The 21,536-nt window shown below is 57.5% G+C and carries 20 protein-coding genes and 2 tRNA genes; 19 read left to right on the top strand and 3 right to left on the bottom strand.

All coding sequences use genetic code 11. The features are described 5' to 3' along the window. Positions 1–7 precede the first annotated feature (7 nt). Positions 8–1,300: a phosphate regulon sensor histidine kinase PhoR gene (gene phoR / locus RHM62_RS14875; RefSeq protein WP_322122850.1), complete on the top strand. Its 1,293-nt coding sequence runs from the start codon at positions 8–10 to the stop codon at positions 1,298–1,300. On the opposite strand, the gene RHM62_RS14870 is transcribed toward phoR, so the two are convergent. Beyond that, entirely contained in the window at positions 1,269–1,826 is a 558-nt protein-coding gene (locus RHM62_RS14870) for a carboxymuconolactone decarboxylase family protein (RefSeq protein ID WP_322122849.1), read from the bottom strand. The two genes, phoR and RHM62_RS14870, sit on opposite strands and share 32 nt — an antisense overlap. Before the next feature lie 179 nt (positions 1,827–2,005). On the opposite strand from RHM62_RS14870, the gene RHM62_RS14865 reads away from it, so the two are divergent. After that, positions 2,006–2,857 (top strand): patatin-like phospholipase family protein, encoded by an 852-nt coding sequence (locus RHM62_RS14865; protein WP_322122848.1) that lies wholly within the window; start codon positions 2,006–2,008, stop codon positions 2,855–2,857. A 49-nt stretch (positions 2,858–2,906) separates the two neighbouring features. On the opposite strand, the gene RHM62_RS14860 is transcribed toward RHM62_RS14865, so the two are convergent. Continuing rightward, complete coding sequence (locus tag RHM62_RS14860) at positions 2,907–3,449, bottom strand: C40 family peptidase (protein WP_416172266.1); 543 nt, start codon at positions 3,447–3,449, stop codon at positions 2,907–2,909. A 136-nt stretch (positions 3,450–3,585) separates the two neighbouring features. On the opposite strand from RHM62_RS14860, the gene RHM62_RS14855 reads away from it, so the two are divergent. The 5 genes from RHM62_RS14855 to RHM62_RS14835 all read left to right on the top strand — a co-directional run bounded on the left by RHM62_RS14855 (position 3,586) and on the right by RHM62_RS14835 (position 9,699). Then, a complete protein-coding gene (locus tag RHM62_RS14855) occupies positions 3,586–3,993 on the top strand; it encodes a heme-binding protein (protein ID WP_322122847.1) in 408 nt (135 codons plus the stop codon). A 216-nt stretch (positions 3,994–4,209) separates the two neighbouring features. Further along, positions 4,210–5,418, top strand: coding sequence for a glutamine-hydrolyzing carbamoyl-phosphate synthase small subunit (gene carA / locus RHM62_RS14850; protein ID WP_416172265.1), 1,209 nt, complete (start codon positions 4,210–4,212; stop codon positions 5,416–5,418). Further along, the gene (gene carB, locus RHM62_RS14845; RefSeq protein WP_322122845.1) at positions 5,418–8,648 is read left to right on the top strand and encodes a carbamoyl-phosphate synthase large subunit; all 3,231 of its coding nucleotides are present in this window, start codon (positions 5,418–5,420) and stop codon (positions 8,646–8,648) included. The genes carA and carB overlap by 1 nt, the downstream gene beginning before the upstream one ends. 110 nt (positions 8,649–8,758) lie before the next feature. After that, positions 8,759–9,235 (top strand): transcription elongation factor GreA, encoded by a 477-nt coding sequence (gene greA / locus RHM62_RS14840; protein WP_322122844.1) that lies wholly within the window; start codon positions 8,759–8,761, stop codon positions 9,233–9,235. 2 nt (positions 9,236–9,237) lie between these two features. Next, complete coding sequence (locus RHM62_RS14835; protein ID WP_322122843.1) at positions 9,238–9,699, top strand: DUF4149 domain-containing protein; 462 nt, start codon at positions 9,238–9,240, stop codon at positions 9,697–9,699. A gap of 49 nt (positions 9,700–9,748) precedes the next feature. On the opposite strand, the gene RHM62_RS14830 is transcribed toward RHM62_RS14835, so the two are convergent. Further along, entirely contained in the window at positions 9,749–10,225 is a 477-nt protein-coding gene (locus tag RHM62_RS14830; protein WP_322122842.1) for a YhbY family RNA-binding protein, read from the bottom strand. A gap of 33 nt (positions 10,226–10,258) precedes the next feature. On the opposite strand from RHM62_RS14830, the gene RHM62_RS14825 reads away from it, so the two are divergent. From RHM62_RS14825 to RHM62_RS14770, 12 genes are all read left to right on the top strand, one after another. Continuing rightward, on the top strand, positions 10,259–10,930 hold the full coding sequence (locus RHM62_RS14825) for an RlmE family RNA methyltransferase (protein WP_322122841.1): 672 nt from the start codon (positions 10,259–10,261) through the stop codon (positions 10,928–10,930). 102 nt (positions 10,931–11,032) lie between these two features. Then, positions 11,033–12,925: an ATP-dependent zinc metalloprotease FtsH gene (ftsH, locus tag RHM62_RS14820; protein WP_322122840.1), complete on the top strand. Its 1,893-nt coding sequence runs from the start codon at positions 11,033–11,035 to the stop codon at positions 12,923–12,925. Between the two features lie 63 nt (positions 12,926–12,988). Then, on the top strand, positions 12,989–13,828 hold the full coding sequence (folP, locus tag RHM62_RS14815) for a dihydropteroate synthase (protein WP_322125419.1): 840 nt from the start codon (positions 12,989–12,991) through the stop codon (positions 13,826–13,828). A 24-nt stretch (positions 13,829–13,852) separates the two neighbouring features. Beyond that, on the top strand, positions 13,853–15,187 hold the full coding sequence (gene glmM, locus RHM62_RS14810) for a phosphoglucosamine mutase (protein WP_322122839.1): 1,335 nt from the start codon (positions 13,853–13,855) through the stop codon (positions 15,185–15,187). Between the two features lie 143 nt (positions 15,188–15,330). Then, positions 15,331–16,026: a response regulator gene (locus RHM62_RS14805; RefSeq protein WP_322122838.1), complete on the top strand. Its 696-nt coding sequence runs from the start codon at positions 15,331–15,333 to the stop codon at positions 16,024–16,026. Between the two features lie 94 nt (positions 16,027–16,120). Then, positions 16,121–16,197, top strand: a tRNA-Pro gene (locus RHM62_RS14800). 156 nt (positions 16,198–16,353) lie between these two features. Next, a tRNA-Arg gene (locus RHM62_RS14795) sits at positions 16,354–16,430 on the top strand. 327 nt (positions 16,431–16,757) lie between these two features. Beyond that, positions 16,758–17,591: an ABC transporter ATP-binding protein gene (locus RHM62_RS14790; protein ID WP_322122837.1), complete on the top strand. Its 834-nt coding sequence runs from the start codon at positions 16,758–16,760 to the stop codon at positions 17,589–17,591. Continuing rightward, the gene (locus RHM62_RS14785) at positions 17,588–18,472 is read left to right on the top strand and encodes a branched-chain amino acid ABC transporter permease (RefSeq protein WP_322122836.1); all 885 of its coding nucleotides are present in this window, start codon (positions 17,588–17,590) and stop codon (positions 18,470–18,472) included. The genes RHM62_RS14790 and RHM62_RS14785 overlap by 4 nt, the downstream gene beginning before the upstream one ends. Continuing rightward, positions 18,472–19,512 (top strand): branched-chain amino acid ABC transporter permease, encoded by a 1,041-nt coding sequence (locus RHM62_RS14780; RefSeq protein WP_322122835.1) that lies wholly within the window; start codon positions 18,472–18,474, stop codon positions 19,510–19,512. The genes RHM62_RS14785 and RHM62_RS14780 overlap by 1 nt, the downstream gene beginning before the upstream one ends. A 24-nt stretch (positions 19,513–19,536) precedes the next feature. After that, a complete protein-coding gene (locus RHM62_RS14775) occupies positions 19,537–20,709 on the top strand; it encodes an ABC transporter substrate-binding protein (RefSeq protein ID WP_322122834.1) in 1,173 nt (390 codons plus the stop codon). A gap of 28 nt (positions 20,710–20,737) precedes the next feature. Further along, positions 20,738–21,535, top strand: a complete 798-nt coding sequence (locus RHM62_RS14770) for an ABC transporter ATP-binding protein (RefSeq protein ID WP_040722202.1) — start codon at positions 20,738–20,740, stop codon at positions 21,533–21,535. Position 21,536 lies beyond the last annotated feature (1 nt).

Here is a 21,536-nt window from a genome sequence, read left to right as displayed (position 1 = left end):
GCCCCCCATGAATCCTCAGCTGTTGTTCTGGGTGCCGGCATTGCTGCGTATCGCCGGCGTGTTTCTGGTGTCTGCGGTGCTGGGTTATTTTTTCGGTGCCATTGCCGGACTGGTCACCAGCATCTTCGCCTTGTGCGTGATCCTGACCATCCAACTCGGCTATCTGCAGCATCTCAATGCCTGGCTGGATCATCCCGACAGTGCCAAGCTGCCGGATGGCTGGGGTGCGTGGACTGATGTGTTTTCGCGCTTGTACCGGCTGCGGCGCAGCGATGAAAAGCACCAGGTCGAACTGACCGAGTGGCTGGCGCGGTTCCGGCAGGCCATGACGCTGCTGCCGGATGGCGTCGTGATCATGGACGACGTGCTGTTCCTCGAATGGTGCAATCCGGCTGCCGAACGCCACCTCGGCTTGCAGAACGAGCGCGACAAGGGCATGCGCGTGACCAACCTGATCCGCAATCCGGACTTCATGGATTACATCATCCTCGGTCGCTACGAGCAGCCGCTGACGCTGGCGCTGAAGGACCGCAAGCTGATCATGCAGATCATCCCGTTCGAGAACCGCCGCCAGATTCTGGTGACGCACGATGCCACCGAATCGGAGCGGATCGAAATGATGCGGCGCGATTTCATTGCCAATGCCTCGCATGAGCTGCGCACGCCGCTGACGGTGATCAACGGCTTTCTTGAAATCGCGCTGATGCAGCCCAACCTCGATGCCCGTACCCGTAGTTCGCATCTGACGCTGATGACCGAACAGGGTCAGCGCATGCAAAATCTGGTCGAGGACATGCTGACGCTGACCCGACTCGAATCGATCGATTTTCCGATGCGACCCGAGCGCGTCAACATCCCTACTTTGCTGGAACAGATTCGCCAGGAAGTCGAAGCACTATCGGCAGGCAAGCATGTGATTACGCTCGACATTGACGGGCCGGACATCCGTGGCAGTACCGATGAATTGCGTAGTGCCTTCAGCAACCTGGCGTCGAATGCGGTGCGCTACACGCCTGCCGGCGGCACCATTGCCATCGGCTGGCGTGTCGGCATCGCAGGTCCGGTATTTGCCGTGCAGGACAGCGGTATCGGTATTCAGCCGGAACATATTTCGCGCCTGACCGAGCGCTTCTATCGGGTCGACAAGAGCCGCTCGCGCGAGACCAAGGGCACAGGATTGGGCCTGGCGATTGTCAAGCATGTGCTGCTGCGCCATGCCGCCGTGCTGGCCATCGAATCAGCGCCGGGGCAGGGCAGTCTGTTCAAGGTCAAGTTCCCGGCGACGGCGGTGTGGTTGTAGCAGCGTCCTGGTCGTGGTCGAGTTGCAGCGCTTCCAGGAAGCGCGACACCATGTTGTACGCGCCAATTGTCGCCGTCAGTTCGACCATTTCACGATCGCTGAAGTGGGCCTTGACGGCATCGAAGACCGCTTGCGGCACGCGGATCGATGTCGTCATCGCATCGGTGTAATCGATCACTTGCAAGTCCAGTCCAGTGAAGTGATCACGGTAGCCGGCGGTTTTCAGTGCGGCAAGCTGGGCTTCGGTGTAGCCCTCTTGCAAGGCAAACGGCAGGTGCTGGGCGAATTCGTAATCGGCTTCATTGAGTACCGCGATGCGCATGATGGCCAGTTCACGATAGCGCGCCGACAACAGGCATTGATGGCGGATCGCAGTCAGCAACTGGCGCCAGCCGTCGGCCACCGGCGGGCTTTGCAGCAGCATCTTGTACAAGTTGATGACCTTGCCGCCGCGCTCGGCAGCAATTTGTGCGGCTTGGACTGCGTGATCAGGATGGGTCGGGTCTGCGTAGGGAAGGCGTGCCATGGTCGGAGTTCCGGGTGGATGAAGAGGAGGCAGATTGTGACATTGTTTGCGCACCGAAATAAGCGGACTGCTTTCGCAGTATGATCCGCGCCTGCCCATCCATCGCCTCCGCCCATTTCATGTCTTGTGTTCCGTCGATCCGCCTTGCCCTGCTTGCCACCCTTCTACTCGGTGGATGCATGTCCGTTCCGTTTATGTCTTCGGCTCCCGTACCGCCGGTGGCCCAGCCGAAACCGCCGCGTCCGCTGCGCATCGGGCTGGCGCTTGGCGGTGGCGCGGCACGTGGCTTCGCGCATATCGGCGTCATCAAGGTGCTGGAAGCGCAAGGCATTTTTCCCGATATCGTCGTCGGCACCAGTGCCGGCAGCCTGGTCGGTGCGCTCTACGCAGCCGGCAATAATGGGTATGCACTGCAAAAAATGGCGCTTGATATGGACGAAGCCGCCATCTCCGACTGGAGCGTGCCGCTTTTTGCCAAGGCCAGTGGCGTCTTCAAGGGCGAGGCGCTGCAGAACTATGTCAACAAGTCGGTCGGGAACCTGCCGATCGAAAAATTCAAGCTGCCGTTCGGTGCGGTCGCGGCCGACCTCAATAGCGGTTTACCTATCCTGTTCCGCAGAGGCAATGCCGGACTGGCGGTGCGTGCTTCGTCCGCCGTGCCGGGCGTGTTCCAGCCGGTACGCATCGGTGATCACTCGTATGTCGACGGTGGTCTGGTGTCGCCGGTGCCGGTGCGCTTCGCGCGCGACATGGGGGCTGACTTTGTCATCGCGGTCAATATTTCTACCCAGCCGGATGTGCAGGCTGCGCTGAGTTCGGTCGATGTGGTGCTGCAGACGTTTGCGATCATGGGGCAGAGCATCAACCGGGTTGAGCTCAAGGATGCCGATCTGGTCATTGCCCCCAAACTCGGCACCATGAAAGGCAATGATTTTGCAGGGCGCAATCTGGCCATTCTGGCCGGTGAGCAAGCGATGACTTTGATGCTGCCGGAGCTGCGCGATAAGCTGCGGGCCAGGCGCGAGCAATAAAAAAGCCGCCCGGATACCGGGGCGGCTTGATCATGATTGTGGCGATGATTTAAGGATGTTCGGGGTCGCTGATGCGACGTGCGCCATTGAAGCGGCTTTTCCAGTAACCAAGATCCATGCTCTCGACACGGACCTGCCCGCCCGAAGATGGCGAGTGAATAAACTTGTTATCGCCGAGGTAGATGCCGACATGCGAGAAGCCGCGACGCAGCGTGTTGTAGAACACGAGGTCGCCGGGTTGCATGTCATGGCTATCGACTTTCTCGCCAACCCGGCTGATTTCTTCGGACGTGCGTGGCAGGGTCTCGCCCCATGCTTCCTGAAATACCAGGCGTACCAAGCCGCTGCAATCGAGTCCGCTCTCTGCGGTGTTTCCACCCATCCGGTACCGGATACCGATCAGGCCGAGCGCACTGAGCGCCAGCTCCGAAGCTCGGTTGCTCAGGGTTTGCAGTCGGGCCAGTGCGATATTTTTTGGCGGTTCGGAAATGTCGGCGGCGAAGCCGGTCGCGGACGTGGCGCACGTGGCGACCAGCACAATACTGGCGACAATATGGCGGAAGACTCGGCGGGGAGGGCGGCTTATCGTCAAAATAGGAGGCGGTTTTTTTGCGAAGGTCCAAGGTAACCGAATCATCAAAACCTGTCAAAAGTTATTCGGCTTCGATCTGATTCGCTCGAGCTGCCTATCGTACAATCGGGATTCTTTTTTTCCTTCCGGAGTTGTGATGCAATCCAAGCAAATATTGTCCCTCGTTGATGTTAAAAAAATTGCTGCGGCTGCTGAAGCTGAAGCGCTCGCCAATAACTGGGCTGTGGCCATTGCGATCGTCGATGACGGCGGTCACTTGCTGTCGTTCCAGCGTCTTGATGGCACCGCGCCGATTTCGGCTGACATCGCTCCTGCCAAGGCGCGCACTGCCGCACTCGGTCGTCGTGAGTCGAAGATCTACGAAGACATGATCAACAATGGCCGCATGTCGTTCATCACCGCACCGAAGCTTGAAGGCATGCTCGAAGGCGGCGTCCCGATTATGATCGACGGCCAGTGCCTCGGTGCAGTGGGTGTCTCCGGCGTCAAGTCGTCGGAAGATGCGCAAGTTGCCAAGGCAGGTATTGCTGCACTGCTGGGCTGATACGGTAGGGATTGTCCGGTCATCATGACCGGCCCGGCGGGAAAATCTTTACCGCCGGCGTTTTTCCGGTTTGCCCTGGCCTCCTTGTAGGCTATACTCCGGCGGTTTAGCCCATTTTATTCCGCCGTAGCGCACACCTCTTTTACGCCCCTGAATATTCACGCCAATTTTCCGCGCGCCCTGCCGCGGAAAGACGCGCGCGGACACTCCGGCACGATGCAGCGCGGCGGTAACCACATCAGGAGTTACCCCTTGCCGCCATTCTTTTCTGGCCCCGCCGTTCCAGCCATCCTCGCACTTGCAGACGGGTCGATCTTCCAGGGTTTTTCCATAGGTGCTGCCGGCCACACGATCGGTGAGGTCGTCTTCAACACCGCAATGACCGGATACCAGGAAATCCTGACCGACCCGAGCTATAGCCGTCAAATCGTCACGCTCACTTATCCGCACATCGGTAACACCGGGATCAATGCCGAAGATGTCGAATCGTCGCGGGTCCATGCGGCCGGTCTCGTCATTCGGGACTTGCCACTGATGGCGTCGAACTTCCGTTCCACGCAAAGCCTGACCGATTATCTGCAAGCGGAAAACATCGTCGCCATTGCCGGCATCGATACCCGCAAACTGACCCGTATCCTGCGCGAAAAAGGTGCCCAGAGCGGCGCCATCGTCGCCGGTACCGATGCGACCGTCGAGCAGGCGCTGGCGCTGGCGAAGTCGTTTGCCGGCATTAATGGCATGGATCTGGCCAAGGTCGTATCGACCAAGGCCGCCTACGAATGGACTGAGACCGAATGGCAGCTGGGTGTCGGCTACGGCCAGCAACAGACGCCGAAATTCCACGTGGTTGCGTTTGACTATGGCGTCAAGTTCAACATCCTGCGGATGCTGGCGCAGCGTGGTTGCAAGGTCACCGTGCTGCCGGCACAGGCGACTGCAGCCGATGCACTGGCGCTTAAGCCGGATGGCATCTTCCTGTCGAATGGTCCCGGCGATCCGCAGCCTTGCGATTACGCGATCGCGGCTTCGCGCGAACTGATCGAACTCGGTATTCCGACCTTCGGCATCTGCCTCGGTCACCAGATCATGGCGCTGGCCTCCGGCGCTACGACCCTGAAGATGAAGTTCGGCCATCACGGTGCCAACCATCCCGTGCAGGATCTCGATACCAGGCAAGTGCTGATCACGTCCCAGAATCACGGCTTTGCGGTTGATCCGGATTCGCTGCCGGCCAATTGCCGTGTCACACACGTGTCGCTGTTCGATGGTTCGCTGCAAGGATTCGCCCGTACCGACAAACCGGCTTTTTGCTTTCAGGGTCACCCTGAAGCATCACCCGGCCCGCATGACATTGCGCCCCTGTTTGATCGCTTCGTCGACCTGATGAAAAGCGCCCGGGCTACCGCAAGAATGGAAAAACAATAATGGCAAAGCGTACTGACATCAAAAGCATCCTGATCATCGGTGCTGGTCCGATCATCATCGGCCAGGCCTGTGAATTCGATTACTCCGGCGCGCAAGCCTGCAAGGCATTGCGCGAAGAAGGCTATCGCGTGATCCTGGTCAACAGCAATCCGGCCACCATCATGACCGACCCCGAGATGGCCGATGTGACCTACATCGAACCGATCACCTGGCAAGTCGTCGAGAGCATCATCGCCAAGGAACGTCCTGACGCGATCCTGCCGACGATGGGCGGACAGACCGCGCTCAATTGCGCGCTCGACCTGCATCACAACGGCGTGCTGACCAAGTACAACTGCGAGCTGATCGGTGCGTCGCCGGAAGCCATCGACATGGCCGAAGACCGCTCCAAGTTCAAGGAAGCAATGACCCGCATCGGCCTTGGTTCGGCCCGTTCCGGCATTGCCCACACGCTCGATGAAGCGTGGACCGTGCAAAAGACGCTCGGCTTCCCGATCGTTATCCGGCCCTCGTTCACGATGGGCGGCAGCGGCGGCGGCATCGCCTACAACTCCGAAGAATTCGAAACCATCTGCAAGCGCGGCCTCGAAGCTTCGCCGACCACCGAACTGCTGATCGAAGAATCGCTGCTCGGCTGGAAAGAGTTCGAGATGGAAGTCGTGCGCGACAAGATGGATAACTGCATCATCGTCTGCTCCATTGAAAATCTCGACCCGATGGGCGTGCATACCGGTGACTCGATTACGGTCGCGCCGGCGCAAACGCTGACCGACAAGGAATACCAGATCATGCGTAATGCGTCGCTCGCGGTGCTGCGTGAAATCGGTGTCGATACCGGTGGTTCGAACGTGCAGTTCTCGATCAATCCGGTCGACGGTCGCATGATCGTCATCGAAATGAATCCGCGCGTTTCGCGTTCGTCCGCACTGGCCTCGAAAGCAACCGGCTTCCCGATCGCCAAGATCGCAGCCAAGCTGGCAGTCGGTTTTACGCTCGACGAACTGCGCAACGACATCACCGGCGGCGCGACCCCGGCCTCGTTCGAGCCAAGCATCGATTACGTCGTGACCAAGATCCCGCGCTTCACGTTCGAGAAATTCCCGACCGCCGACAATCACCTGACGACTCAGATGAAATCGGTCGGCGAAGTGATGGCTATCGGCCGCACTTTTCAGGAATCGTTCCAGAAAGCCTTGCGCGGACTTGAGGTCGGCGTCGATGGCATGAATGAAAAAACCACCGATCGCGAAACCATCGAAGAAGAACTCGGCGAGCCGGGTCCGGACCGGATCTGGTATGTCGGCGATGCGTTCGCACAGGGTTTCACGATGGAAGAAGTGCATCAGCTGACGCACATCGATCCGTGGTTCCTGATCCAGATTAAGGAGATCGTCGACCTCGAACTGTGGCTTGAAACGAAGTCGCTTGATGACCTCGACAAGGCCACGCTGTTCAAGCTCAAGCAAAAGGGTTTTGCCGATCGCCGTTTGGCCAAGCTGCTCAAGACTACCGACAAGGTCGTGCGTGAAAAGCGTCATGCGTTGAATATCCGCCCGGTCTACAAGCGCGTCGATACCTGCGCCGGCGAGTTCTCGACCGACACGGCCTACATGTATTCGACGTACGAGGAAGAGTGCGAATCGGCCCCGACCAACAAGAAAAAAATCATGGTGCTGGGTGGCGGTCCGAACCGTATCGGTCAGGGTATCGAATTCGATTATTGCTGCGTGCATGCGGCACTGGCGATGCGCGAAGACGGCTATGAAACCATCATGGTCAACTGCAATCCCGAAACCGTATCGACCGATTACGACACGTCCGACCGGCTGTATTTCGAGCCGCTGACGCTGGAAGACGTGCTCGAAATCGTCGACAAGGAAAAGCCTTACGGCGTTATCGTCCAGTACGGCGGACAGACCCCGTTGAAGCTGGCACTGGACCTCGAAGCCAATGGCGTGCCTATTGTCGGCACCTCGCCGGACATGATCGATGCGGCCGAAGACCGCGAGCGGTTCTCGCAATTGCTGAAGGACCTTGGCTTGCGCCAGCCGCCTAACCGGACCGCCCGCACCGAAGCGGATGCTTTGCAACTGGCACAGGAAATCGGTTATCCGCTGGTCGTGCGCCCCTCGTATGTACTTGGCGGACGCGCGATGGAAATCGTTCACGAGCAACGCGATCTCGAGCGCTACATGCGCGAAGCGGTCAAAGTCTCACATGATTCGCCGGTGCTGCTGGATCGCTTCCTTAATGACGCGATCGAAGTCGATGTCGATTGCCTCTCCGACGGAACGCGTACCTTCATCGGTGGCGTGATGGAGCACATCGAGCAGGCTGGCGTGCATTCGGGCGATTCAGCCTGTTCGCTGCCGCCGTATTCGCTGTCGCAACCGACGATCGACGAGATCAAGCGCCAGACCTCGCTGATGGCCAAGGGGCTCAATGTGGTTGGTCTGATGAATGTGCAGTTCGCGATTCAGCAGCAAGTTATCGATGGCCTTTCGCAAGACGTCGTGTTCGTGCTCGAAGTCAATCCGCGCGCTTCGCGTACGGTGCCGTTCGTCTCAAAAGCAACCGGTCTGCAACTGGCCAAGATTGCCGCGCGCTGCATGGTCGGACAGTCGCTTGATAGCCAGGGTATTTATGATGAAGTCGTGCCCGGTTATTTCAGCGTCAAGGAAGCCGTGTTCCCGTTCGTTAAATTCCCTGGCGTCGATACCATCCTCGGGCCCGAAATGAAGTCGACCGGTGAAGTCATGGGTGTCGGCAAGACCTTTGGTGAGGCGTTCGTCAAATCGCAGCTTGGTGCCGGTGTCAAGCTGCCCTCGTCGGGACAGGTTTTCCTGAGCGTCAAGGGTAGTGACAAGCCCCGCGCGGTGAAGATCGCCGCTGCACTGGTCAACATCGGATTTTCGGTGGTGGCCACCAAGGGTACGGCAGCGGCAATCCGCGAAGCCGGTATTGTCGTGACGACCGTCAACAAGGTGGTCGAAGGCCGCCCGCACGTGGTTGACATGATCAAGAATAACGAGATTGCGCTGGTCATCAATACGGTCGAAGAAAAGCGCAATGCGATCACCGATTCGCGCGCCATCCGGACGTCGGCATTAGCTGCACGGGTGACGACTTACACGACCATCGCAGGTGCCGAAGCAGCCGTCGCCGGCATGGCCCATCTGGATCAGTTGCATGTCTATGATTTACAGGGACTGCATAAGACCTTACACTGAGGCCGAAGCACGACCGACCTGAACACTATTGCAGAGGTCACAGAAGGTGCCCGGATCTTCCGGCTCCATTTGTGGCCTCTGTAGTTTTTAACTGATTAATAAAGAGACTTATGAGTACCGTACCCATCACAAAATTTGGCGCGCAGCTTTTGAAAGAAGAATTGCATCGCCTGAAAACGAAAGAACGTCCTTCCATCATCAACGCGATTTCTGAAGCGCGTGCCCAGGGCGACTTGTCCGAAAATGCCGAGTACGACGCCGCCAAGGAGCGACAGAGCTTCATCGAAGGCCGCATCTCTGACCTCGAAGGCAAGCTCGGTTCCTCGCAGATCATCGACCCGCTAATGCTGGAAGCCGATGGTCGGATTGTATTCGGCTCAACGGTCTACCTCGAAGATCTTGAGACCGGCGACAAGGTCACCTACCAGATCGTTGGTACCGATGAAGCTGACCTCAAGCAATTGAAAGTGTCGGTGACTTCCCCGATCGCCCGCGCACTGATCGGCAAGATTGCCGGTGATGTGGTGGGTGTGCAAGCGCCGGCCGGCGTGCGCGAATACGAAGTGCTGGAAGTACGTTACATCTAACGATGATCATTGCCACGCGCTTGCGCTTGCTGGTCATTGCCCTGTGGGTCGGTAGTCTGTGGACTATTGGCTATCTCGTTGCACCGACGCTGTTCATGACGCTGGCAGACCGGGTCCTGGCGGGCACCATTGCCGGCAAGTTGTTCCGGGTCGAAGCCTGGTTGTCTGTGGTGATGTCGTTGCTGACGTTTGGGTTGATTGCCTGGAGCGTTACGACATCACGTGCGCGCACGTGGATGCTTAGGCTGACGGGCATGATGCTGGCTTGTACCTTGATTGGGTATTTTGGCTTGCAGCCGATGATGGCGGCATTGCGCGAAGCGGCATCAGGTGGCGTGTTTTCACCTGACGCACGCATGCAGTTCGGCATACTGCATGGCGTGGCAAGCGGGTTGTATTTGATTCAGAGCGTGCTGGGAATTGTCCTGATCCTGAAAAATGACCAGGTGGGGATAAGAGCGTAATGCAGACGACGGGAGGCTACTTTTCAGGCCATCCCGTCCGCTATGATGATTACTGGCCGAGAGATGATTTCTTGGCGCTGGTCTGACGGGGCTTGGCACGTTTGATAGAACCGCCTTGCGTGACTCGTTCATTGCCTTTGACCATGACCTTGGTGACTGACGGACGTTTCGTACCACTAGGACTCGGTTTGACGATGGTGACTTCACGCATGCCACGACCTTTTTTACTGTCATTGCGTAATTCTTTGACGGCATCTTTTTTAGCGCGATACACCACCAGGAGTTTCCCGATATGCTGTACGGGCGCGGCACCGAGTTTGTCGCAAATCGTCTCATACATGCCGATGCGCGCTTCGCGATCATCGCCAAAAACGCGGACCTTGATCAGACCATGCGCATCAAGGCCGTTGTCAATTTCCTTGAGTACCGGTTCAGTTAGTCCCGCCTCACCGATGATGACAATCGGGTTCAGCGCATGCGCTTCGGCACGAAGCGCACTACGCTCCGATGGTGTGAGTTTCAACATAAAAAAATCCCTTAAAAACAGTATTCTACGCGAATGGCAAAGAACAAATTAAACAAAAACTGGCTGCATGATCACATCAATGATCCCTATGTCAAGCTGGCGCAGAAAGAAGGCTATCGGGCGCGGGCGGTCTACAAGCTCAAGGAGATCGATGAGGGTGACAAGCTGATCAAGGCTGGTCAGATCATTGTCGACCTCGGGTGTACCCCCGGCAGCTGGTCGCAGTACGTGCGCAACAAATTGTCCGGAAAGGCGGGGGGTGGTATCGACGGCATCATCATCGGACTCGACATGCTGCCGATGGATCCGATTGCTGATGTCCATTTCATTCTGGGTGACTTCCGCGATCACAAGGTCTTGCGCCAGCTCGAAGTCATTCTGGCCGGTCGCAAAGTCGATGTGGTGTTGTCTGACATGGCGCCGAATTTGTCCGGCATCGCGAGTGCCGATGCAGCGCGGATGGAGCACATCATTGATTTGGCGATCGAATTCTCGCAAGCGCACCTGAAACCTTCGGGCGCCTTGCTCGTCAAATGTTTTAATGGATCAGGGTATAGTCAGATTGTTGAAAAATTCCGCAGTGAATTCAAAACTGTCTCACCCAAGAAGCCTAAAGCGAGCAAAGATAAATCTTCAGAGATATTTTTACTTGGTAAAGGCGTAAAAAATCCGGTTTCATTACAAAAGTTGCCATTGGACCCTTGATTTTGAAGGGCTTTATCCCAATGTCGTGCGTAGCGGGCACTCTTTATTACGGGTAAGATCGCATCTCAGGCATATGGCGCTACGCGCGTCCAAGGAGTTCTAGTGAATAATATGTTTTCCAAGGCCGCCATTTGGGTGGTTATCGCCATGGTACTTTTCATGGTGTTCAAACAGTTCGATAGCCGTACGGCATCGAGCGGTGCAACAGTTGTTCCTTACTCCGACTTTCTGGATGAGGTCAAATCCAAGCGCATCAAAGATGCCACCATTGAAGATCGCACACTCACCGCGACGACAACGGACGGCAAAAAAATCAGAACGGCGATTACTTATCTCGATCGTGGGTTGATCGGCGATCTAGTCAATAACGGCGTCAAGTTCGATGTCAAGCAACCTGAAGAGCAGTCATTCCTTTCGCAGATCTTCATCTCGTGGTTCCCGATGTTGCTGCTGATCGGTGTCTGGGTATTCTTCATGCGGCAGATGCAGGGCGGCGGCAAAGGCGGCGCATTCTCTTTCGGTAAATCGAAAGCGCGCATGCTGGATGAAACCACCAATGCCGTTACGTTTGCTGATGTCGCCGGTTGCGACGAGGCCAAAGAGGAAGTTCAGGAGTTGGTCGACTTTCTGCGCGATCCGACCAAGTTTCAAAAACTGGGCGGCCGGATTCCCCGCGGTGTCCTGATGGTTGGTCCTCCGGGTACGGGTAAGACTTTGCTGGCACGGGCGATCGCCGGTGAAGCCAAGGTACCTTTCTTCACCATTTCGGGTTCCGACTTTGTTGAAATGTTCGTCGGTGTCGGTGCATCCCGTGTTCGCGACATGTTCGAAAACGCGAAAAAGCAATCTCCTTGCATCATCTTCATTGATGAAATTGATGCGGTCGGTCGCCATCGCGGTGCCGGCATGGGCGGTGGTAATGACGAACGTGAGCAGACGCTTAACCAGTTGCTGGTCGAGATGGATGGTTTCGAGGCGAACGCTGGTGTGATCGTAATCGCAGCAACCAACCGTGCCGACGTTCTTGATAAGGCGCTATTGCGGCCGGGTCGCTTCGACCGCCAGGTTGTCGTCGGTTTGCCGGACATCCGTGGTCGCGAACAGATCTTGTACGTTCACATGCGCAAGGTTCCGATTGGAACCGATGTCAAAGCTGACATCCTTGCTCGTGGTACACCTGGTTTTTCGGGCGCTGACCTGGCTAACCTCGTCAACGAAGCAGCATTGTTTGCGGCACGTCGCAACAAGCGACTGGTGGAAATGCAGGACTTCGAAGATGCCAAGGACAAAATTGTTATGGGGCCGGAGCGCAAGTCGGCAGTCATGCGCGAAGAAGAACGCCGCAATACCGCGTTCCATGAATCGGGACACGCCGTGGTCGCGAAGCTGCTGCCTAAGGCTGATCCAGTCCACAAGGTCACCATCATGCCGCGTGGGTTTGCACTTGGCTTGACATGGCAGTTACCGGAACACGATCGCGTCAACTTGTACAAAGACAAGATGCTCGAAGAAATCGCGATTCTGTTTGGCGGTCGTATTGCCGAAGAAATTTTCATGCATCAGATGTCGACAGGCGCGTCGAATGACTTTGAGCGGGCCACGAAACTGGCGCGCGCAATGGTGACGCGTTATGGTATGTCCGAAAGCCTGGGCACGATGGTCTACGAAGATACCGAGCAGGATGCTTACTTCGGCCGGATGTCAGCCAAGACCGTATCGGAAGCCACGCAGCAAAAAGTCGATCTTGAAATTCGCAGCATCCTCGATGGCCAGTACGCTTTGTCGCGTCGCTTGCTGGAAGAGAACCGCGAAAAAGTCGAACTGATGGCCAAGACGCTGCTCGAGTGGGAAACCATCGATGCAGACCAGATCAACGACATCATGGAAGGCCGCGAGCCACGCTTGCCAAAAGCAGGTGTGCCACCGAGGCGTCAGACTTCTGATGGCCCGAATGGTCCCGGTGGTGTGACACCGACGGCCACCGCGCCAGCCTGATTCATTCGCTGTTAGTCAACAAGGGTGAGGAGTAATCCTCACCCTTTTATTTTGTCTGGAATGATGAATACATCGATGCTGCACTGCGGGCGCTATCGCTTCCCGCTGAGGGAAGGGGCGATGCCGCTGATCATGGGCGTCCTGAATGTGACGCCCGATTCGTTTTCTGATGGCGGTCAATTTCAGTCTCTCGACACCGTTGTGTCGCGTGCCGAGCAAATGATCGATGAGGGTGTCGACATCATTGATATCGGCGGCGAGTCAAGTCGCCCCGGCGCGACACCACTGCCAATTGATGAAGAACTGCGCCGCATTTTGCCGGTCGTCTTTGCCTTGCGTGATTGCGGCAAGCCCTTGTCCATCGATACTTACAAACCGGCGGTGATGGTTGAGGTGCTGGCGGCAGGCGCGGACATGATCAATGACATTAGTGGTTTTCGGGATATGGCAGCGTTGACTGCAGTCAAGGAAAGCGATTGCGGACTTTGTATCATGCACATGGCGAGTGACCCTCAACACATGCAGCGGGATCCGGTCTATCAGGATGTGGTGCAGCAGGTCAGTGATTTCTTGAGCGAGCGCGTCCGGCAAATGGAAGCCTGCGGCATTGCGCGCGAGCGCTTGAGTATTGATCCCGGTTTTGGTTTTGGGAAAACACTGGAGCATAATCTGGCGCTGTTGAAACATATTCGTTACATTGCGACCAGTTTGGATCTGCCGTTGCTCGCAGGGATGTCCCGTAAATCGATGATAGGCAATCTGACCGGCCAGCCAGTCCAGCAACGGCTGGCCGGCAGCCTTGCTGCTGCCATAGTTGCAGCGGTCAACGGCGCAGCAATTTTACGGGTGCACGATGTGGCTGAAACTATCGATGCCTTGAAGGTATGGCGGGCAGCGACATAATAAAAATGAACAATTAGGATAACGATGGCACGTAAATATTTTGGTACTGACGGAGTGCGCGGCAAAGTTGGCATCGCACCGATTACTCCTGATTTTGTGATGCGACTTGGTTATGCCGCCGGCAAAGTACTGACCGCATCCGATAGCGGCAAACCGACGGTGTTAATTGGTAAGGACACACGGATTTCCGGCTACATGCTGGAGGCAGCACTCGAAGCCGGGTTTGCCGCTGCCGGTGTCGACGTGATGCTGGCCGGACCGATGCCGACGCCGGCGGTGGCTTATCTGACGCGCGCTTTGCGTCTATCGGCGGGTGTCGTGATCTCGGCATCGCACAATCCTTACGATGACAACGGCATCAAGTTTTTTTCCTCACAGGGCAACAAGCTGCCTGATTCGGTCGAGGAGGCCATCGAGGCGCAACTGGAAGAGCCGCTCGGCTGCGTGTCATCCGACAAGCTCGGCAAGGCGCAACGTCTCGATGATGCCCAGGGTCGATACATTGAATTCTGCAAAAGCACGTTTCCAAACGCACTCGATCTGCGCGGCATGCGTATCGTCGTCGATTGCGCCCACGGAGCGGCTTATCATATTGCGCCGCATGTCCTGCATGAGCTCGGTGCAGAGGTCATCGCGATCGGCAATCAGCCCAACGGTATCAACATTAACGATCAGGTCGGCGCAACTGCGCCCGATGCCTTGTCGCGCGCAGTACGTGCCAACCGTGCGGACCTCGGGATTGCACTGGATGGCGATGCCGACCGCCTGGTCATGGTCGATGGCAGCGGACGGATTTATAACGGCGACGAGCTGCTCTACATCATGGCCAAAGACCGGATGCTGACGCAGGTCGTGCCCGGCGTGGTCGGTACCTTGATGACCAACATGGCGCTTGAAGTCGCATTCCGGGAGCTTGGCGTCGGATTTGCCCGTGCCAAGGTGGGCGATCGCTATGTGCTTGAAGTCTTGCAGGAACGCGGCTGGACATTGGGTGGCGAAGGATCGGGACATTTGCTGTTTCTTGACAAGCACACTACGGGTGACGGCATCGTGTCCGCATTGCAGGTACTGTCGGCGCTCAAGCGCAGCAACAAGACACTGGCCCAGTGCACCGAGGATATCGTGATGTACCCGCAGGCTCTCATCAACGTCCGTGTCGCGGCAGGATTCAACTGGCTCAACAATGCTGCGATGGTTGCCGAAAAGGAGGCTGTCGAGCTTGAACTTGGTGATGCAGGCCGTGTGCTGATCCGTGCCTCGGGTACCGAGCCGCTGATTCGCGTGATGGTGGAAGCAAAGACCGCCGGCCTGGCGGATGCGATGGCACGCCGGATTGCCGACAAAGTAGTTCCGGCCTGAATGGCTCGTGGTAAGTTGCTCACGATGATCCCGCCAAGCAAGGCGGGTCTTTTTTGCTGCGGCTGATTCTCTCCAGGATTGTCGTCGACGATCCTGGACTACACTGATACCCCTTCGGCTAAGGCCGTGCAACGCAGGCAAGAATGGAAAATCCACGTTATCAAATCCTGCTCGTTGAAGACGAACCCGGTATCGCCGAGCTGTTGCAGTTCACACTCGCGGATGCCGGTTTTTCTTCGCACAATGCGATGACCATGCAGGAGGCGCGCCTTGCTATTGCCGAACAACTGCCGGATATCGTATTGCTGGACTGGATGTTGCCGGATGGCTCAGGTCTGACCTTGCTCAGGGAGTGGCGCAATACGGCGGTAACGTCGGTATTGCCGGTGATTATGCTCACGGCAAACGGCATGGACGAAGACAAGGTGCTCGGCCTCAATGCCGGTGCCGATGACTACATTACCAAACCGTTTTCTCCACGTGAGCTGGTGGCTCGTATTCACTCGCTGTTACGTCGCAATCGCGCTGATGCCTCCAGGCCCGGAAATATCTACGGCACGATCACGATCGATACCGAGCGTCATCTGGTCACGGTTGCCGACGTGCCTGTCAAACTCGATCAATCCGAATTTCGTTTGCTCAAATTTCTTGTTGCCCATCCGGCGCGGGTATTTTCACGTTCCCAGTTGCTCGACAAGGTATGGGGCGATGAGGCGTTTCTCGAAGAACGTACCGTCGATGTCCACATCATGCGCTTGCGAAAATCGCTCGGGGTGGCCGCTGGTTACATCAAGACGGTGCGCAGTATCGGCTACCTGATGGACGCCAAACCGGATTGAATTGTTTTGGCAGGGACGGGCGATAACGCTGCATGCAAATTTAAGCCCTCCAGCCATTGACCAAAAGAGGCTCGCCCGCTATGATTCTGTCTATCGGAGTGTAGCGCAGCCCGGTAGCGCACCTGGTTTGGGACCAGGGGGTCCAAGGTTCGAATCCTTGTACTCCGACCAGAAATTTAAAGCGGGTTGTTTAACGACAACCCGCTTTTTTTCGTTTACGTTAAGCTCATTCTCGCAAGCAAGTCATAGTCAGTGCAGCGACCGCCAGGTAGCAGGTCACGGTCTGGCGACAAACACTTGCATCACGCACCCATCCGCTTTTACCTTCTGCCCTTAGCTCAACTGGATAGAGCAATGCCCTTCTAAGGCATAGGTTACTGGTTCGATTCCAGTAGGGCAGACCAGTCAGATACTGCTTCCATTTCCCTTCCTGAAGTTCATCAATGATGATTCGTCGTGTCTGCGCATGACGCTGGCAATCGACTACCCGCTTGTCATCTGCGCTGAAAATAGCCACCTACCCGCTGGTAACATTTAATTCGGATAATCGCTGCTGTCACCGGCGCGATTGTCGTCGAGTCGTGAAGACACGAATAAAGTGCTTGCATATTTGTCGGAATGAAATTATTTTCGATGTTACTGGAAAGTATCACTGCACGATAAATAGTGAGCGCCAGGGACAGCGCCTCGATGCGCTGCCTACAAAAATGAAGGAGACGGTAGTGGCGGCTATGGGGCGATCCATTCTGGACGTTAGCGCAGTCACGCTCGCGTTTGGCGGCGTGAAGGCGTTGAACGATGTGAGTTTTTCCGTTCAGGAAGGCTCGATTACTTCCATCATCGGTCCCAACGGGGCCGGAAAAACTTCCGTTTTCAACACCATCTCGGGCTTCTACAAGCCGGCTTCCGGCGATATCCGTTTTAACGATTTCAGTCTGGCTGGCGTCGCGCCACCCCGGCGTGCCGCATTGGGCATGGCGCGCAGCTTCCAGAATATCGCGCTGTTTCGCGGCATGAGCGTGCTCGACAATATCAAGCTCGGTCGTCATTGCCATCTCAATACCGGTCCGTTAGCCGCACTGTTCTACACCCGCGCTGCGCGCCGCGAAGAAGAAGCGCTGCGCCAGGAAATCGAAGAACGCATCATCGACTTCCTCGAGATCGATCACATCCGTAACGCTCCCGTCGCATCGCTATCGTATGGCTTGCAAAAGCGCGTCGAGCTGGCCCGGGCACTGGCCATGAAACCGAAGATCCTGTTACTCGACGAACCGGTCGCCGGCATGAACCGCGAAGAAACCGAAGACATGGCGCGCTTCATTCTCGAAGTCCGACGCGAGTGGGGTGTCACCATCCTGATGGTCGAGCATGACATGGGCATGGTAATGGACCTGTCGGACCACGTCATCGTCCTCAATTTTGGCCAGGTGATTGCCGACGGCAAACCAGCCGAGGTACAGGCCAATCCCGAAGTCATCAAGGCGTACCTCGGTTCGGGCGACGTGATGGCGCTGCGGGCGCGCTACAAGGATGCCGCGATCTTGCGGGCCAGGAGCGCTGCATGAATGTCGACTGGTTGTTCTTTTTCGAAATTTCGCTTGCCGGCCTCGGTACCGGCGGCCTGTATGCACTGACTGGCCTGGCCTTCGTGATCATTTACAAAGCCACCCGCGTGGTGAATCTGGCCATCGGCGACATGCTGATGATAGGCGCCTACCTGTTCTTCGCTTTCTCTGCGGGCATGGGCTTGCCGCTATGGATCGCGATCCCGGCGGCCTTGCTGTCGATGGGCGCGATCGGCGCACTGGTCGAGCGCACCATCATCCGGCCGATGCTGGGCGAATCACCGATCTCTTCGTTCATGGTGACGGTGGGCCTGTCGTCGATCCTGGTCGGCCTGGTCGAACTGATCTGGACAGCCGACCAGCGCCGCTTGCCCGACTTCATGCCGACCAAGCCGATCCAGATCGGCGAAGCGTTCCTCGCCCCGAAAACTTTTTACGGCTTCTGGGTTGCGGTGGTGCTGATCGTGATCGTGTTGCTGGTGTTCCGCTTCTGGCGCGGCGGTGTCGCGTTGCGCGCGACCGCCTCCGACCAGGGTGCCGCGTACTCGATGGGCATCAATGTGCCGCGCGTGTTTTCGTTGTCCTGGTCGCTGGCGGCGGTGATTGCCGGGGTCGCCGGGATCGTGGTCGGGGCGATCGGCGGCATCTCGTCGTCGATGGGCATCTTCGGTTTATCGGTGCTGGTGGTGGTGATCTTTGGTGGGCTCGACAGCGTGCTCGGCGCGTTGGTCGGCGGTTTGCTGATCGGTCTGATCGAAGCATGGACCGGCACCTATCTCGGCGGCGAATACAAGCTGCTCGCCACCTTCAGCCTGCTGGTGCTGATCCTGCTGATCCGGCCGTACGGCCTGTTCGGCACCCATGACATAGAGAGGCTGTAATGCGCATCGGCTCCGCAAAACAAAGTTACCTGGCCGATCAGGCGCTGTTCGACAGCACGCCGCAGCGCGCCTGGTTCGGCGTGCTGTTGCTGGCGCTGGTCGCCTTCCCGTTCATGGCCAACGAATACTGGCTCTATCTGGCCTGCCTGGTCGGTCTCAATATCGTCAGCACGACGGGCCTCAATTTGCTGACCGGCTACACCGGCCTGGTCAGTCTCGGCCAGGCTGCCTTCATGGGATTAGGCGCCTACACGGTCGCCATTTTGCAAGTGCGCTACGGCTCGCCATTCCTGCTGAACCTGCTGGCCGGCGGCATCGTCGCGATGCTGGGTGGCATCCTGGTCGGCTTGCCATCGTTGCGGGTCAAGGGCCTATACCTGGCGATTGCGACGATCGCGGCCGGCTTCATGACGCATTTTTTATTCGCGCACTGGGCCGGCATCACCGGTGGTAATGGTGGCATGACAGTACCGCCGGCACGCCTGTTCGGTGCCGAACTCGATACCTCGTTCCGCCTGTACTGGGTCATCGCGCCGATCATGATCCTGATGGTGTTCGGTGCCGCCAACCTGTTCCGTACCCGCATCGGCCGCGCCTTCATCGCGATCCGCGACCGCGATATTTCGGCCGCCGTGCTCGGCATTCCGCTGATGCCGTACAAGCTGATGTCGTTCGCGATCTCGTCGTTCTATGCCGGTGTCGCCGGTGGCCTGTTCGCCTATTTCTTTCGCGTCGTCACGCCGGAAAGTTTTCCGCTGCTGATGTCGATTTTCTTTCTGGCCGCCGTCATCGTCGGCGGCATGGGCACCATCAGCGGCAGCATTTTCGGCGCGATCTTCATGACGCTGGTGCCGGAATTGCTCAAGCTGATCGTCGGCTGGTTGCCGCTCGGCGATAACGCGACGCTGGTGCTGTCACCGGTGCGCACGATAGTTTTCGGTTCGATGATCGTGCTGTTCCTGATCTTCGAACCGCATGGTCTGGCGGAGATCTGGCGTCGCATCCGCCGTCTGTTTCACCTGTGGCCGTTCCGGACATAGCACTCATAAAAAAATGGAGACAACATGTTGCGCACTCACCTGAAAAAATGGATCACCTCGCTGGCCGTCACCAGCGTGCTGGCTGCGGCGTCGTCGGCCTGGGCGCAGGAAGACATCGTGCTCGGCGGTTCGATTCCGCTGACCGGCGTGTTCGCCTTTGCCGGCATCGGCATCGACGCCGGCATCAAGGATTACCTGAAGATCGTCAACGATGCCGGTGGCGTCAAGGGCCGCAAACTGCGCTACGTGCCCGAAGACACCGGCTACAAGGTCGACGCCTCAATGGCGGCCTTCAAGAAAATCACCAGCCAGAACAAGGTCAGCCTGTATTACGCCGACTCGACCGGATTCTCGAAGACGGTCAATCCGGAACTCGAGCGCTCGGGCGCGATGCTGATGACTGGCGCGTCGTTCGGCAAGGAACTCAACGATCCGAAAAAATATCCGCTGCAATTCATGGTCGGCCCCGACTACAGTGAAATGGTCGGCATCCTACTGAATTACATCGCCAAGGCCAAGCCGGGCGCGAAAGTCGCCATCGTCTATTCCGACACCGAATTCGGCCGCGATCCGATCGAGGCGGCGCGCACCAGCATCAAGAAGCTGGGCCTGAACCTGGTCACCGAAATCGTCACCGCACCGGGCAGCGTCGATGTCTCGTCGGAAGTCATCAAGCTGCGTCGGGCCGATCCGGACTACACGATTTTCCACGGCTACATCCTCGCGCCGATACCCGAGTTCGTCACGCAGGCCAAGGCGCTCGGCATGAAGACCGCCTTCATGGGCACGTTCTGGAGCATGGATAACTCGACCGTAATGAAGATGGGCGACAGCGCCGACGGCTTCATGGGCGTCATGCCGTATCGCTACTACTACGACACCGACGGCAAGTCACCGATGCTGGAAAAAATCCGCCAGCTGCATCCCGAGTACCAGAGCACCGCCTACACGCAGGGCTTTCTGTCGGCGATGCTGATGACCGAAGCGGTCAAGCGCACGCTCGATGCCGGCAAGCCGCTCGATGGCAAGAACATGAAGGCCGCGCTGAACTCGATTGCCAACTTCGACACCGGCGGCCTGATCGGCACACCGATCACGATCAAGGGCAATTCGATCCCGGTCGGTCGTATCTACAAGGCCGACATGAAGCAGAAGAAAATGCTGCCGGTGTCCGACTGGATCACGCTGGAACAATAAGGAAATCATCGTGAGCACCAGCGCCGACATGGTCCTCGAAGTCAACAATATCGAGGTGGTCTACAACAAGACCGTGCAAGTCCTGCGCGGCCTGTCGCTGGCCGTGCCGCGCGGGAAAATCGTCGCGCTGCTCGGCAGTAACGGCGCCGGCAAGTCGACCATGCTGAAAGCCGTGTCGCGCTTGCTGGCCCTCGAAGACGGCGCGATGACGCGCGGCGAAGTGCGCTTCGACGGGCACGACATCAGCCGCAGCGAGCCGCATGAACTGGTGCGCGCCGGCCTGTTCCATGTGATGGAAGGACGACGGGTTTTCGAAGACCTGACCGTCGAAGAAAACCTGGTCGCCGCGACCTATGCGCTGTCCGGCAGGGGTGCGATCAAGCCGGCGTTCGAGCTGGTCTATGAATACTTTCCGCGCCTGTTCGAACGCCGTACCGGACTGGCCGGTTACCTGTCCGGTGGCGAGCAGCAAATGCTGGCCATCGGTCGTGCACTGATCGCGCAACCGAAGCTGATCCTGCTCGATGAACCGTCGCTCGGGTTGTCGCCGGTGCTGGTGGAAACGATATTTGAAATCATCGCGCGCATCAATGCCGAGCGCGGCGTATCGATGCTACTGGTCGAGCAAAATGCCTCGGTCGCGCTGGCCGTGGCCGACTACGGCTACATCATGGAGACCGGCAAGGTCGTCATCGATGGCAGCGCAGAAAAGCTGGCAACCGACCCCGACGTGCGCGAGTTTTATCTTGGCATCGGCGCCGAAGGTGGCACCAAGGGCTTCCGTGAACTCAAACATTACAAGCGCCGCAAGCGCTGGCTGTCCTGAG

It is taken from the genome of Actimicrobium sp. CCC2.4, assembly GCF_034347385.1.
Taxonomy (GTDB): domain Bacteria; phylum Pseudomonadota; class Gammaproteobacteria; order Burkholderiales; family Burkholderiaceae_D; genus Actimicrobium.
This window is presented reverse-complemented; position numbering and strand designations above follow the sequence as displayed.